This window comes from Bacillus cereus group sp. MYBK108-1, from assembly GCF_051917185.1.
GTDB classification, from domain to species: Bacteria; Bacillota; Bacilli; order Bacillales; family Bacillaceae_G; genus Bacillus_A; species Bacillus_A cereus.
Map to the genome: position 1 here is coordinate 20,704 of NZ_JBQAHZ010000021.1, position 13,662 is coordinate 34,365.

The window sequence follows — 13,662 nt, forward strand, 5'->3', positions numbered from 1 at the left end:
ATACCACTTTGTATAACCCACGCTAACAATACCTTATTCTCAAAATGATGCTTAATAGTTACTCTTCCCTGTCCAATACATTTAGTATAAATAATAATAGACTGAAAAATCAATATTTTAACAAACAAAAAAAGACAACAATATATGTATTGTTGTTTTCATTACATCTACCCGCTCTTTTGTTTTTTTCTATCTGGTTTACTTGAAACTAAATAATGTTTTTCTGAAATATATAAGTCTCTTTTTAAGCTACGATTTAAGTAAGGTCCTAGCTTCATTCCGCATATGAGGCGATCTTCGCTACCTTCAACAATTGGGAACATTTCTTTTTCTGTTACGTATTGGTCTACTGCTTTTTGTACGACATCAATTTCTTTCACTAGGCTTAAATTTTCTGCTGTATGTTCAAATACCTCAAGCGTTTCCTTCGTTATGAGAAAATCATTTGTTGGAAATGCAGGTAAATACGGTTTTAACAAATCATAATTTACTGTATAATCTTCATTTACTAATACTGTATAAACGATATTAGCATTCGTTTCTAAAAACTGAGCCATCGCTTGTTCTAATTCATCTTTCGTAATTTCCCGCTCTTCTTTTCCAGTTCTGAAAAAGCGAAACATCGCATCGCCTCCTTTTTACTATATTATAGCATAAAAGAAAACTGAAAAATCATAAAAAAACCCCATTGAAATAATTTTTCAATGGGTTTCTATTATATTTATCGTTATTTTAAGAATGCACTTAGCATCCATACATGCTGTTCTAATGTTGTATGAATTGCTAACAGCATGTCAGCTGATGTTTCATCACCAGCTTCACCTGCAACTTCCATACCTTCTTTTAATTCTTGAATAAGTGCAGAATAATCATTCACTAATGTTTGCACCATTTCTTCTGCAGATTCTTTGCTTGTCCCTTCGCTGACACTAGATGTTGCGAGATATTCTTTCATTGTCGCTAATGGTTTACCTTCTAAAGCTAAAATACGTTCTGCTAACTCATCAATATACGTTCCAGCCTCATTATAAAACTCTTCAAATTTCTCATGTAATGTAAAGAAGTGTGGCCCTGTCACATACCAGTGATAATTATGTAGTTTAACATATAACACATTCCAGTTTGCTACCTGCTTGTTTAATACTTCAACAACATTTGTTTTCGTACTCATACAATCACTCCTCTTATCATTTTGTAATGTTTATCTTTTAATAACCTAATTACATTTTACCATACATTCCCTTTCCTTTCGAACAATTGGCTTATATGTAACAAAGTTTTAACACCTTTAATGCTTCCCTAATATCATTAAATTCATGTATTTTTTCAAACACTTCATACGTCTAATTGTCCAAGCTCATACATATGCATAATAGTACATCAAGCTCATCATAGTAGAAAGAGGGATAACATGGACAATCAACAATGGCAAGTAGCAAAGAAAGTAGCCGCTACTTATATCGGAACTGTCGTTGGAGCTGGATTTGCTACTGGACGAGAAATTGTTGAATTTTTCACAGTGAATGGATTATACGGGACAATTGGCATATGTGTAAGTGGATTTTTTTTTATTTGGCTTGGCACAAAGATGATGTTACTTTCATCACAAATCGGGGCATTTTCAGCGCAAGAATTTAACAAATATTTATTTGGGGATGTATTTGGGAATGTTGTAAACACATTATTATTACTCGTTTTATTCGGCGTAACGAGCGTTATGTTATCAGGGGCTGGTGCAGTATTTGAAGAGCAACTTCGCTTACCAAGACAACTCGGTATTCTTATTACAGTTATCGCTTGTCTCATTATAAGTAGCCGCGGATTACAAGGTGTTTTTGAAGTAAATACACTTGTCGTACCTATTATGATGATTTTTATTATCGGACTTGCTATTACAACCTTTTTTCACGGTACAACTCCTATTAACAACACTATTCCTGCAGAGAGCTGGAATATGAAATGGATTACTAGCCCTATTACATATGTCGCCTTAAATCTTTCTCTCGCCCAAAGTGTTCTCGTCCCATTAGCCAGTGAAGTAAGAGATCGAAAAGCCATTTTTTGGGGTGGGATTTTAGGTGGTGCTGGACTTTCTTTAATTTTATTATGCAGCCATTTAGCAATCTTATCAGTCGATCAATTTTATCAATATAACATCCCAATGGCTGAAGTCATAAGAAGATTTAATGCAACTTTTCACTTCTTCTTTGTTCTCATTATTTTCGGTGAAGTTTTCACAACTTTAGTTGGTAATGTGTTCGGTATGACAAAACAGATGCAATCTATTACTGGGTGGAAAAATCACAATATTATTTTCTTCATTTTACTAATTAGTTATTGCTTTAGTTACATCGGTTACAGTGACTTACTTCACATTCTATATCCTATCATCGGATGGGTAAGTATTGTTATACTTCCAATCATTGCGTTTAAACAACTTCAAAAAACATAAAAAAGCATCCATGTTATTGGATGCTTTTTTATGTTCATTCACAATCATCACATACTTCCCAGTACGGCCCCATTTCTAATGCTAAATATGGCTTTAACTGCAACCGAATCATTCGACTAGGCATGCGCTCTAAAACAAATTGAATACCTTCTTCATCTTCGTCTAATTCAACTTTTGAAATCGCAATTCTTTGCATAGTCGTAATGGGAATTCCATCTTTATATAAAGTGATTTTCACCTCATCGTATTCATTAAAATACAATTCGACACTCATTTGATTTTTCAGTATTTCATCAACAATTTTAAATGTATTATTTTGTTCTTGGATTATATATTTCCATCCGCCTCTATCTTCTTTCGGAGCTGTTTGAAATAATGTCTCCAAATCCTCGTATAGCATAAGATAACCCCTCTCTTACTAAAAAACGATGAGTATTTTATATACCCTTTATCTCTATCACTATCCATAGCTATTGTACCATATATCACCGTTCTTACCGTATTCATTTGCTTTATACATACTTATAAAATAACTAATTCTATCTCCATTATTATGTATATTCCCTTATTACTCCATACACTCTTACAAGTTCAAATAACGACAGACTTTAATCCATGCAAATATTGTCTACTCTCTGCTTTTATTAGCTCACAGCATTCACACTTTTACATATAGTAAGACTACCACAAATAAAAAAGGAGAGTGACTTATACCACTCCCCTCAAAAGACCTTCCCTATAGCTGCTAAAACTAATACGATTATTAAAATTGCAAATAATAATGAGACAATGAAACTAAAAATAGGTAACGCTTTCTTTTCATTCTTCTTAAATAGTAACTTTAAACTAAGAAAAATATTTACTGGTACAAATATAAAATAAAAATATTTAACAATTTGCACCGAGCTATTCGAAAGTGTTTTTAATATAAACACTTCAATTAGAAAAACAATAAAAAATGAAATACTTAGCCAAAATGAGACGTAACTAAGCCAAGAATGTCTTTTTGTCCCCCAATACACTCCCATAATACTCTCCTTTTATTTGTATTCTATACGTTAATAATTATACACAAAGCTAACAAATACCTCTATTTTTCGACAAACATTATGCAAAATACCATTTTAAACGTCATAAAGGAAGTTTACATCTCCATTTGATTTTACATAATAAAACAGACTACCCTCTAGTGTCATAATGCTACTAGAGGTAGTCTGTTCTCTACTAAACTTTAAATCTCTCAATTAATACTTGCAACTCTTCAGCCATTTGAGATAGCGTACCAGCTGCAGATCCAATTTCCTCCATCGAAGCTAGCTGTTCTTCAGCTGAAGCCGCAACATTTTGTGTGCTTGTCGCATTATTTTGTGCTGTCATTGCAATTTGTCCTACTGAAATAGATACTTCATTTGCCCCTTTTGACATTCCATTAGCCGTTTCAACCATCGTCTTAATTTGATTAGCTATTTCATTTGTAGATTGTAAGATTTCAGCAAAATTTTGCTTCGTTTCATTTGCAATAACAAGTCCAGATTGAACTTCTTCATTTACATGATTCATTGATTTGACTGTCTTACCCATATCGTCTTGTATTTCACATATTAATTTACTAATTTCACTGGAAGATATGCTAGACTGCTCTGCCAATTTACGTACTTCATCTGCAACAATTGCAAAACCTCTCCCATGTTCACCAGCTCTTGCCGCTTCAATTGCCGCATTTAAAGCTAGAAGATTTGTTTGATCTGCAATGTTTTGTATTACTTCTAATATATCACCAATTTGTTTTGATTTATTATTTAATAACTGTATAACAGCATCTGATTGTGAAACCGATTCTGCAATAGACTGCATCTGGTTTACTGTTCTTCCTACTAGTTTCCCACCATCTTCTGCTTTTTCACGAGTATGAGCAGAAGCCATATTAATAGATGATGAACTATTTGCTACATGTTGAATTCCTTCTGTTACATTAAACAGTAACATAGCGCCATTTTCTACACTTGTTGTTTGCGTTGTTGCCCCACTTGATATTTCATCCATTGCTGTTGTAATTTGCTCAGTTGCTTCACTCGCTTGTCTTACACTTGCAGTTAGTTCTTCTGATGCCGCTGCAACATGCCCCGCCGAAGTGTTAATCCTTCCAATTAACGTCCGTAACGAATTTGTCATCTCGTTAAAACCTTTGGCAAGTTGACCGATTTCATCATTAGAATGAATTTCAATTGTTTGCGTTAAATCCCCTTCACTTATTTCTTTAGAAGTGATAACTAATCTCTTTAAAGGCTTCGTAATTGAAAGTGTCACAAAATAAATAAGTGCCCCGCCTACTACTAACGAGATAAGCATAACAATTAACATATTATAAAATACAGGTTGAGCAGCTTCAATTACTTCACTTGAGTACATCGTCCCACCAATTTTCCAACCTGTTTTTACATTTGTAGCAAATACCATATTCTTTTCACTACCGCCATAAGAATATGAAAAAGCACCGTGATTATCTTCATAAATTTTCTTTGCCCAAGAATCAGCCGCTTTTTCCCCTGATTTTTCTTGTGGATGAGCAATTATTTTTTGCTTTCCATCTAAAATGAAGGCATATCCTTTTTTACCAATATTAATTAACTTTGATGTTTTTAATAAATTATCTAAACTTAAATCTAGCGCAACAACTCCATTTTTATCTTCTGTTTGTTTTGCGATTGTTACGACAATATGTCCATTTCCTTTTGCCTTATATGGCTCAGTAACAACAATACCACCTTGTTTTGCAACCGCATCTTTATACCAAGAACGCTCTGTTGGATCATAGTCTGCTGCCATTTGTATATTTGGTTCTTGTACAAATTTTTTATCATTTCCGGCAACATACACTTGTTCAACATCTTTATTTAAATTTATATATTGAGATAACATTTTTCTTAATTCATCCTGATTATCTCCTTGATACATATTCCCCTGAATCACCCGTGCAAAATTATTCACATCATTAAATTTTGCATCAATCATTTGATTGATTAAATTATCTAATATTTTTATATTATCGTTAGCACTACTCGTAATTTGAGATTCAAAATTCTTTTTAGCTGTTTGATAAGACATGCCTCCAATAATAGAGACAGCTGCAATTAAAATTACCAAAAATGAAATTAATAGTTTTTTTGCTACTTTCATATTACGAAACCAATCTAATAGTTTACCCATTCCGCTCCTCCTACGTTTCAATTTTATAAATTAAATTGAGTTATTTGTGAGTATTTCCCATTTCCTAATTATTATTTTCATAACCTATTATGATGAATACTTTGTAAAGTTTAAACAAATAAATTCCGTTTGTCTATATATATGAATAATATTATTATAAAATTTACAAATGTAAAAACCCAAAGGAATGGTCCTTTGGGTTTTTACATTTTTTTATGTTGTTTAGAAATTTTCTTCCATTTATCACGCTCTACTCTGGCAAGGATTGCATCTTGTTTTCTCATAAAATACGCCAGTTCTCTTTGTAATTTTTTATAGCTTTTCAAACGATCTATCGTAATAAGTCCGTTTTCAATTGCACTATACACCGCGCACCCTGGTTCATTCTCATGCTTACAATCACGGAAACGGCATGTTGTCGCAAGTTCTTCAATATCAGAGAATGTTGTTTGAATCGCTTCGCTTCCTTCCCAAAGTTGCAATTCCCTCATACCGGGAGTATCAATTACGAGAGCGCCACTTGGCAATTGGTATAACTCTCGATGCGTTGTCGTATGCCTTCCCCTACTATCCTCCTCACGTATATCTCCCGTTTTTGCTACCTCAATTCCTATTAGCGCATTTAACAAAGTTGACTTTCCTACCCCTGATGACCCAACTAAAGCAATTGTTTTCCCTGAAGAAACGAATTGTTTCAACGAATCAATACCTGTATGCTCTAAACTATCAACAACGAAAATAGGAACACCAATTGCTATAGCTTCCGTTTCTACAATTTTTTGTTCTACATCATTACATATACTACTCTTTGTTAAAACAATAACTGGCATAGCGCCACTTTCATACGCCAATAATAAATAACGTTCCATCCTTCTAACATTAAAATCATGATTAAGTGCATTCACTAAAAATAAATAATCTACATTTGCTGCTATAATCTGTTCTTCTGTTCTTGTTCCAGCCTCTTGTCTTGAGAAAGAGCTTCTTCGCTGGAAAATACGATGAATAATCGCTTTCTTTTCATCTTCTATTTTCTTTATATACACCCAATCACCAACTGCTGGGTAATCGCCTTTCGTAACTGCTTCATGCCGAAACTTCCCAGACAGTTCTGCCATATACTCACCATCATTACAAATAATGCGATATATATGCTTATGCTCAAGCAAAATACGACCTACTTCATAATTTTTCTCTGTAACTTGTTCTTCAAAAAATGAATCCCAGCCGAAAGATTCTAAAATATTTTGTTTCAAATAAATATCCTCCCTAGTTTGTACTAAGTGGAAGGATTGCGAGTTACCTTATATAATATCGCCCTTTCCATCCACCTTTGTATCTGGTTTATTATTCATATAAGTTATTTTCGCCATAATACATCACCCCGTTCTTCTTTTAATTACTCTCATTATATGGAATTCTCCTATAAAAAGCTACATTATTTAACGTAATTTTCAAATAACTTGATTTTGAGCATTCTAATTTGTCCTCGGTGACTAATTTCATCTTCTAGCACATGATACCAAAGATAGTGCTGGTTATATATTACACCGTTAGGCCACTTTCTTTCTGACATGAGCCACTCATCACTTTGTTCACTTAAATACTTCAGAGATTCTTCTCGAACACTTTGTAGAAGTTGTACATAATACTGTATTTCATGACCACGGATCGCTCTACCCGCTTCCCCTAAATACAGTGCATCTTCCCATATTTCTAATTCTTCTTTTGTAAAGTCACGATTTTGAAATGAAATAAGCTGATGAACTTTTTCAATAGCTGCTATATGCTTTAATAAGGCGCCAATTGAATTTCCGCTGCTCTGCATAATTAAATCTAATTGCTCAACTAATAAATTTTTTACTTCGCCTAATGTTACAGCCCTCGTATGCTCCAGCATGCTTACTAATTCCCCTATATTTTTTGTATAACCATCTACACTTCTTATTCGATAATCTATCTTCATATCACGCACCCCTTTCTGCATTCATATTATTGTAAAAATGATTCATATAATAGACTGAAACCTTTCGAAATTTTCTGTTATAATTAAATTGAATACAAAATATACCCAAACAAACTTTCTCAATATGCTTATATGAAATATTAAAAGGAATCAATATAAAATAATCGAATCTTATTCACTAAAAGGAGTGGATTCGATGGAAATGTATCAATGGCTAACCGCTGTTCTCGTTGGTGGCATTACCGGCTTCGTTTCCCATCTAATCAATAACCAAGGTAAGTTATTGCTTCCACGCCGTTTGAAAACATTTTTTCATTTTGGATTTTTAACTGATATTTTTACTGGTAGCCTAGCCGCACTTCTTGGGCTCGTTTTATTCGATGTCACCGCAATAAAAGAAATTATAAAAGTATCCATTGTAACTGCTATTTCCGGTCAAACTTTCTTACTACATCAAGCTCTTGGTGGCGAACAGGCTAAAAATACGCAAATTGGGAAAGCTGATGAGAAGATTCAAGAAATTGACAAATTATTGCGACGTTAGTGTATACTTTCTTTTAAAATTATTGTTATAATGAGAAATAAATATTTTCTATTGCGTCGTTTGTCAGGAGAAAGGGTGTTTCGTATGACAAAAAAGAAAATAGAAGATTTCTTAACAAACTCCGAAAAAGAGGAACTGCTAGAAAACTATAAATGTTTACGAGAAGCCCGCACAAAAAGCGAAGCTAACTATTTTGGTGAAGCAGTAAACCATCTATTAAATAAAGCAAAACAACGAATTATTAAAGATGCAGGTATACATGATGAAAATGCTGCAACTGTTCAATCAAAGAGAAAAGCACTGTTTTAGCTACATTAGCTAAAACAGTGCTTTTTATTTAGAATTTTTTTCTTTCCATGCTATATTCTCTCTGCCTTTATCTTTCCATTTTTACAGTTTCAAAAGTCATCTAGACCTAAAGATCAACCTAATAATATTAGCCCACGCAAACCATTTTAATAATAGATAAAATAATTGAACTAGTAATGCTACAAACTAAATAAGTTTATTAAATCGCTTCTTTTAAATCTGAATGCGGATTTGGTCCGTATTGATTGTCATTTTCTTCACTTTCAATGATAAAAAATACAAGTAAAACAACGCTACCAAACGGTACAAAATTTAATAGTTGCCACCATCCCGTTTTCCCAATATCATGTAATCGTCGTGCACCAACCGAAAAACTTGGTATAATCATTACTAACATAAATAGCAACGCAATAATAGCAACTAACACCTCTGAAAATGATGATAAAAATAACAGTAGCCAAAAAATTACGATATTGGATAAACTAAAAATCCAGTACTCTTTTCGCGTAGCTCTACCACTAAAATTCCCATAATTCTTTAGAGCTTTCAAATACCATTGCATTTAAACCTCTCCCTTTTATCCCCAATAAAATTAAAATATGTAATTATTAACAGATAAGTAGAAATATAACACAACATTTATGTAAAATCCATATCCCCATCTAAATTGCCCTCTATTTAAATAGTTTTTTCCTTCGGCATTTTTCACATTACTTTCACATCTATTTCACAAATATAAGTAGTCCGATATGCTAAACTAAGTATATCCTTTTCCAAGGAACTATATGCCGATATATAAATCCCTATCTTTATAGGGATTTTTATTTTTTGATTCCTCATAACTTTGTTACAATACATTTCTTCTACTATTTCTATACTTTTAGTAACCACTTTAATTAAAAGCACATTCATGTATTCACACTCTTATTAATTCTGATTTGCGAAATATTTATACAAGCTTTATGATGCAATTCCTGTTTCACTACTTTCAGTAAGTTTTTCACTTTTTCTAAACAAAAATAAAGCTCCTATATATAGTAAAGCAGTAAAACTACCTATAAGTATAAAATTGTGAGATACTGCAAATAACATTCCTGCTATTGCCGCACCAATCATTTGACCAATATACATAGAAGCATTTGCAAGCGCGGCTCCTGTTCCTCTTGCTGCACTAGATATGTTTTGTAAGTGCCTCATCATTAATACAAACAAAATTCCTGTCCAAAAAAACAAAGCAAAGAACGATAACTCCACCAATACAATGTTCTTTACATGTGGAAGTAATACATATAGCACTGCTGTAAATATAATTCCACCATAGAAAGAAAGGTTATAACCAATTTTATTTACGATTCTAGGACCAAAAATATTACCAGTTAAATTTCCTAACCCTAATACGAGCATAGCTGTACCTACTTCATGAACTTGTAAGCCAAATTGAATGGAAAGCCATACACCAAAAAATGAAAATGCAGCAAAATTTCCGGTTTGAAAAACAAAGTATGCAAAATAAGAAAGTGAAACCTTTGAATCTGTAAGTAATTGTTTATAACGCTGTAAAATCGCTTTTTTATTTCCACCTATATGAACCGACTGTATTTCTGGTAATACAACATAAATAAGAATGACAAGTAGTGCTGATAATATACCAATGAAATAGAATGGGATTGTATAATGTATCGTTGCTAAATAAGCTCCCAGTGGCAGCCCTAAAATTTGAGAGATTGATAACCCTGCTGTTGCAACCCCAATTGCTTTCACAATTTGCTTCTTCTCTATAAGGAGCGGAATAGATGCCCACACTTGTGGAGATACAAAAGCTGCACTTACACCTGCTAAAAATCTAAATGTTAGCATCCATAAAAAACTCGGTGCAATTCCACACAAAAACGTACTTATTGCAAAAAAACTCATACCTAGTACCATCACTTTTTTTCTGTTTAATCCATCTGATATAGGACCAGCAATAAGCGCAAATCCAGCATACCCTAAAGCATACGAACTCACCATCCATCCTGACAACTCAGTTGAAACATGATACACCTGTTGTAATGTCGGCAAAAGTGGTGAAATTAAGAAAGTATCTGTACCGATCATAAACATTATCATAAAAAACACAGCTAGTACTCTGTTCATTTAGACCTTCTCCTTATATAAACAGAGGGTACTATTCCTCTGTTTCACTAATCTTCTAAAATAGATTGGATTTCTTTCATGACTCTTTCATTCAATGCAACGTCTACCGCTTTCACACTTTCTCTTACCTGCTCTGCCCGCTTTCCACCAGGTATAACAGTATCAATTCCTTCTTTATTTAATAACCATGCTAATGCTAAATGAGACACTTCAATACCATTTTCTTTCGCTAACCCTTTTAACTTTTCCACTTTCTTAAAGTTACTCTTATATGTATTTTCTTCAAATAGATTTACACTTTGGCGCCAATCGACTTCATTCAATTTGAAATCTTCTGTATATTTTCCACCTAACATTCCAAAAGCAAGAGGTCCATACGGAATAAATGAAATACCCGCTTCTATACAATACGGCAAAAGTTCTTCCTCAGCCGTACGTTCTAACATATTGTACGGTGATTGTACAACATCTATATGACCATGTTGGTTCGCTTCTTTTAATTGTTCTATGTTTACGTTCGATATTCCAATTGAACGAATTTTCCCTTCTTCTTTTAAACGAGTAAGCTCTCCAATTGAATCTATGTAACTTGTTTCAGGGTTTGTAAAATGTAAATAATATAAATCAACATAATCAGTCTGTAATCTTCTTAAGCTATTTTCCACAGCATTTCTTAAATAACTTGGTTCATTGTTAATATAAGTTTCTCCATTTAACAACGGTTGAATTCCACCTTTTGTAGCAAGTATAAACTCATGACGTTTTCCCTTTAATACTTCTCCTACTAATTCCTCTGATCTACCGAAACCATATGAATCTGCTGTATCAAAAAATGTAATCCCTTGCTGAATAGCTTCTTCTACTAATCGCTTTCCTTCTTCTTCATTCACATCAGCATATAAATTATGTCCCCCTACTGCATTTGTACCTAAACCCAACTTTGAAATATTTAATCCTGCCTTTTGCAATTTTGTATACTTCATTTTTTCTCCCCCTATATTTCTATTGTTCGAATATATTCGAACAATAGAAATATACCACTTTATATGTTATAGTGCAAATATCTTAACTTATACAAGTAGGTGAAATATGCGTACACTCTATCATCCAAATCGAGAAGAAATTCAATTTTCTTCTGTCTTATATGCACTTAGCGATCAAATTCGTTTACAAATTGTAAATATGTTACTAGAGAAAAGTGAACAATCTTGTGGTGCTTTAAACATCCCTATTGCGAAATCAACTTTATCTCACCATTTCAAAGTTTTACGTGAGTCAGGTGTTATGTACACGCGCCTTGAAGGAACACAACGTTTCATTTCAATTCGTGAAGAAGATTTAAATGCTAGATTCCCAGGTTTATTAGATGTGATAATACATGCGACAGAACCATATTAAAAAAACATCTCATATTCATATGAGATGTTTTTTTAATATGGCTATTCTTTTAATAAATCTAATAATCCATTCCCTTCGGATGTACGTTCATACCCTAAAGGTACAGTTCTTTTAATAAGTTGTGCATATATTTCCGGCTCTGATAACTTTCGACCGTATTCTTTCTCACACTGTTTAATGAGCAAGGCAAGCGCTCCAGCAACATGCGGCGTCGCCATGGAAGTTCCACTTAACACTGCATATTTCCCATCTGGATACGTAGATAATATTTCATCACCTGGCGCTACTAAATCAATTTCTTGATTTGAATTACTAAAACATGTGATTTTCCGTTCTAAATTGACAGCGCCGACTTCAATTACTTCCGAGTAAGCACCTGGGTAATCTAGTTCCTCTGTATTATCATTACAATCTCCATTATTCCCAGCAGCACATACGACGAGAACATCCTGCTTTACCGCATTTTGAATTGCTTCATGTAATTCTGGAACATCTTGCGGACCACCAAGTGACATTGAAATAATTCTCACTTTCTCTTGATTCGGCCCTCTCCAATTTACAGCATAATGAATTGCCTCAATAATTTGCTCGTAACTTCCAGAACCATCTCCCGCTAAAACTTTTAATACTAACATTTTAGCAAGTGGTGCAACTCCTAATACACCGACACCATTTTCAGTTGCTGCAATCGTCCCCGCGACATGAGTACCATGTCCGTTATTATCAAGATACACATTTGGATCAGCTTCATAATCTTTTGTGAAATTTCTTCCGCCGATAATACGATCTTTTAAATCTATATGATTAGTATCACACCCTGTATCTAATACGGCAACGACTACATCTTGCCCCTTCACACTCTTTCCCCATACTTGCGGAGCGTGAATCAGTTGTACACCTGGTGGAATTTCATTTACTTGTTCTACAACCTTATTTACGGTAAATGGAATCAATTGTATACCTTTTTGTTTATTCACTGTACTACTCATCGTAATCCCTCCTGAAAATGTATTATTTTCATTTCAGACCACTTTTGAATACGTGTAAATGTAACATTCGTTTTATTCTTTTTGTTTTCCTTCTTTTCAAATATTTCTCAACATCATTTACTAACTCTATACTACTTTTGTATTTCCCCTATGATTTATAGGAAATAACAGCCTGGGTCATTCAACTAATAACCAAAATAAAAGGACCAATTAATGGTCCTCTTACAGTCTTTTAAAAGAATGATATGTAATTTGAAAAATAATATAAATTAAGACTAAACCTCACTCTTGTTTAAAAACTTTTCTATTTCTTTTACTAAATATTCCGCTCCCTCTATCCCAACAGTAATATTTCCATTTGCTAATGATATGTTCTGCTCTGAAACATCACCTGTGATTTGGCAAGCATTGTAAGGTTGATATTTTTGTAAAATGATTTTATCTGCTTCTACAAAAATTTCAAGCGGTGATTTGATTTGTATTCCCAATACATCGCGTAATTCTTTAGGGATAACAATTCGTCCTAATTCGTCTACTTTTCGAATAACTCCTGTTGCTTTCATATTTCTCCCCCCTTTCTCTCTATTAATTTTTTTCACCTCGCTTTTTCCATTTTATCACTTTTTGGCAATACTTGCCTCTTTTTAGAAAATTTTGTACT

17 protein-coding genes are annotated in these 13,662 nt (G+C 33.4%); 4 read left to right on the top strand and 13 right to left on the bottom strand.

Translation table 11 applies throughout. The features are described 5' to 3' along the window. Positions 1-167 precede the first annotated feature (167 nt). Together ACTFSL_RS23050 and ACTFSL_RS23055 are read right to left on the bottom strand one after the other, a co-directional pair. Entirely contained in the window at positions 168-623 is a 456-nt protein-coding gene (locus tag ACTFSL_RS23050; protein ID WP_000488210.1) for a DUF3939 domain-containing protein, read from the bottom strand. Positions 624-727: 104 nt separating this feature from the next. Further along, positions 728-1,171 carry a Dps family protein gene (locus ACTFSL_RS23055; RefSeq protein ID WP_000105199.1) on the bottom strand — a complete coding sequence of 148 codons (444 nt, stop codon included), beginning with the start codon at positions 1,169-1,171 and terminating at the stop codon, positions 728-730. A gap of 240 nt (positions 1,172-1,411) precedes the next feature. Here ACTFSL_RS23055 and ACTFSL_RS23060 point away from each other — a divergent pair, with 240 nt between their 5' ends. Continuing rightward, positions 1,412-2,452, top strand: a complete 1,041-nt coding sequence (locus tag ACTFSL_RS23060; RefSeq protein ID WP_400155101.1) for a YkvI family membrane protein — start codon at positions 1,412-1,414, stop codon at positions 2,450-2,452. Positions 2,453-2,486: 34 nt separating this feature from the next. Here ACTFSL_RS23060 and ACTFSL_RS23065 read toward each other — a convergent pair whose 3' ends face one another. From ACTFSL_RS23065 to ACTFSL_RS23085, 5 genes are all read right to left on the bottom strand, one after another. Further along, the gene (locus tag ACTFSL_RS23065; protein ID WP_000965068.1) at positions 2,487-2,852 is read right to left on the bottom strand and encodes a DUF3979 family protein; all 366 of its coding nucleotides are present in this window, start codon (positions 2,850-2,852) and stop codon (positions 2,487-2,489) included. Between the two features lie 322 nt (positions 2,853-3,174). Then, on the bottom strand, positions 3,175-3,480 hold the full coding sequence (locus ACTFSL_RS23070; protein ID WP_000539569.1) for a hypothetical protein: 306 nt from the start codon (positions 3,478-3,480) through the stop codon (positions 3,175-3,177). A 196-nt stretch (positions 3,481-3,676) separates the two neighbouring features. Then, positions 3,677-5,659 (bottom strand): HAMP domain-containing methyl-accepting chemotaxis protein, encoded by a 1,983-nt coding sequence (locus tag ACTFSL_RS23075; protein ID WP_440042460.1) that lies wholly within the window; start codon positions 5,657-5,659, stop codon positions 3,677-3,679. 203 nt (positions 5,660-5,862) lie between these two features. After that, positions 5,863-6,915 (bottom strand): ribosome small subunit-dependent GTPase A, encoded by a 1,053-nt coding sequence (gene rsgA / locus ACTFSL_RS23080; protein WP_400155099.1) that lies wholly within the window; start codon positions 6,913-6,915, stop codon positions 5,863-5,865. Positions 6,916-7,097: 182 nt separating this feature from the next. Further along, a complete protein-coding gene (locus ACTFSL_RS23085; protein ID WP_440042462.1) occupies positions 7,098-7,625 on the bottom strand; it encodes a DinB family protein in 528 nt (175 codons plus the stop codon). A 196-nt stretch (positions 7,626-7,821) separates the two neighbouring features. Between ACTFSL_RS23085 and ACTFSL_RS23090 the strand changes: the two genes are divergently transcribed. Both ACTFSL_RS23090 and ACTFSL_RS23095 read left to right on the top strand, forming a co-directional pair. Further along, positions 7,822-8,169, top strand: coding sequence for a DUF4257 domain-containing protein (locus tag ACTFSL_RS23090; protein WP_000426317.1), 348 nt, complete (start codon positions 7,822-7,824; stop codon positions 8,167-8,169). A gap of 84 nt (positions 8,170-8,253) precedes the next feature. Next, complete coding sequence (locus ACTFSL_RS23095) at positions 8,254-8,478, top strand: hypothetical protein (protein ID WP_000162602.1); 225 nt, start codon at positions 8,254-8,256, stop codon at positions 8,476-8,478. Between the two features lie 199 nt (positions 8,479-8,677). On the opposite strand, the gene ACTFSL_RS23100 is transcribed toward ACTFSL_RS23095, so the two are convergent. From ACTFSL_RS23100 to ACTFSL_RS23115, 4 genes are all read right to left on the bottom strand, one after another. Further along, positions 8,678-9,040 carry a DUF805 domain-containing protein gene (locus ACTFSL_RS23100; protein ID WP_001198796.1) on the bottom strand — a complete coding sequence of 121 codons (363 nt, stop codon included), beginning with the start codon at positions 9,038-9,040 and terminating at the stop codon, positions 8,678-8,680. Between the two features lie 143 nt (positions 9,041-9,183). Next, the gene (locus ACTFSL_RS23105) at positions 9,184-9,390 is read right to left on the bottom strand and encodes a hypothetical protein (RefSeq protein ID WP_001101741.1); all 207 of its coding nucleotides are present in this window, start codon (positions 9,388-9,390) and stop codon (positions 9,184-9,186) included. Positions 9,391-9,438: 48 nt separating this feature from the next. Continuing rightward, entirely contained in the window at positions 9,439-10,614 is a 1,176-nt protein-coding gene (locus tag ACTFSL_RS23110; RefSeq protein WP_048655667.1) for an MFS transporter, read from the bottom strand. A 47-nt stretch (positions 10,615-10,661) separates the two neighbouring features. After that, positions 10,662-11,597: an aldo/keto reductase gene (locus tag ACTFSL_RS23115; protein WP_119683205.1), complete on the bottom strand. Its 936-nt coding sequence runs from the start codon at positions 11,595-11,597 to the stop codon at positions 10,662-10,664. 106 nt (positions 11,598-11,703) lie between these two features. Here ACTFSL_RS23115 and ACTFSL_RS23120 point away from each other — a divergent pair, with 106 nt between their 5' ends. Continuing rightward, positions 11,704-12,012: an ArsR/SmtB family transcription factor gene (locus ACTFSL_RS23120; RefSeq protein WP_119683204.1), complete on the top strand. Its 309-nt coding sequence runs from the start codon at positions 11,704-11,706 to the stop codon at positions 12,010-12,012. Positions 12,013-12,053: 41 nt separating this feature from the next. On the opposite strand, the gene ACTFSL_RS23125 is transcribed toward ACTFSL_RS23120, so the two are convergent. Both ACTFSL_RS23125 and ACTFSL_RS23130 read right to left on the bottom strand, forming a co-directional pair. Beyond that, positions 12,054-13,001, bottom strand: coding sequence for a serine protease (locus tag ACTFSL_RS23125; RefSeq protein ID WP_000099761.1), 948 nt, complete (start codon positions 12,999-13,001; stop codon positions 12,054-12,056). 275 nt (positions 13,002-13,276) lie between these two features. Beyond that, entirely contained in the window at positions 13,277-13,564 is a 288-nt protein-coding gene (locus ACTFSL_RS23130) for an AbrB/MazE/SpoVT family DNA-binding domain-containing protein (protein ID WP_000648324.1), read from the bottom strand. Positions 13,565-13,662: the final 98 nt, after the last annotated feature.

Coding starts and splice junctions, on each gene's coding strand:
- ACTFSL_RS23050 (WP_000488210.1), bottom strand. CDS start 623: ATGTTTCGCTTTTTCAGAACTGGAAAAGAAGAGCGGGAAATTACGAAA.
- ACTFSL_RS23055 (WP_000105199.1), bottom strand. CDS start 1,171: ATGAGTACGAAAACAAATGTTGTTGAAGTATTAAACAAGCAGGTAGCA.
- ACTFSL_RS23060 (WP_400155101.1), top strand. CDS start 1,412: ATGGACAATCAACAATGGCAAGTAGCAAAGAAAGTAGCCGCTACTTAT.
- ACTFSL_RS23065 (WP_000965068.1), bottom strand. CDS start 2,852: ATGCTATACGAGGATTTGGAGACATTATTTCAAACAGCTCCGAAAGAA.
- ACTFSL_RS23070 (WP_000539569.1), bottom strand. CDS start 3,480: ATGGGAGTGTATTGGGGGACAAAAAGACATTCTTGGCTTAGTTACGTC.
- ACTFSL_RS23075 (WP_440042460.1), bottom strand. CDS start 5,659: ATGGGTAAACTATTAGATTGGTTTCGTAATATGAAAGTAGCAAAAAAA.
- ACTFSL_RS23085 (WP_440042462.1), bottom strand. CDS start 7,625: ATGAAGATAGATTATCGAATAAGAAGTGTAGATGGTTATACAAAAAAT.
- ACTFSL_RS23090 (WP_000426317.1), top strand. CDS start 7,822: ATGGAAATGTATCAATGGCTAACCGCTGTTCTCGTTGGTGGCATTACC.
- ACTFSL_RS23095 (WP_000162602.1), top strand. CDS start 8,254: ATGACAAAAAAGAAAATAGAAGATTTCTTAACAAACTCCGAAAAAGAG.
- ACTFSL_RS23100 (WP_001198796.1), bottom strand. CDS start 9,040: ATGCAATGGTATTTGAAAGCTCTAAAGAATTATGGGAATTTTAGTGGT.
- ACTFSL_RS23105 (WP_001101741.1), bottom strand. CDS start 9,390: ATGAATGTGCTTTTAATTAAAGTGGTTACTAAAAGTATAGAAATAGTA.
- ACTFSL_RS23110 (WP_048655667.1), bottom strand. CDS start 10,614: ATGAACAGAGTACTAGCTGTGTTTTTTATGATAATGTTTATGATCGGT.
- ACTFSL_RS23115 (WP_119683205.1), bottom strand. CDS start 11,597: ATGAAGTATACAAAATTGCAAAAGGCAGGATTAAATATTTCAAAGTTG.
- ACTFSL_RS23120 (WP_119683204.1), top strand. CDS start 11,704: ATGCGTACACTCTATCATCCAAATCGAGAAGAAATTCAATTTTCTTCT.
- ACTFSL_RS23125 (WP_000099761.1), bottom strand. CDS start 13,001: ATGAGTAGTACAGTGAATAAACAAAAAGGTATACAATTGATTCCATTT.
- ACTFSL_RS23130 (WP_000648324.1), bottom strand. CDS start 13,564: ATGAAAGCAACAGGAGTTATTCGAAAAGTAGACGAATTAGGACGAATT.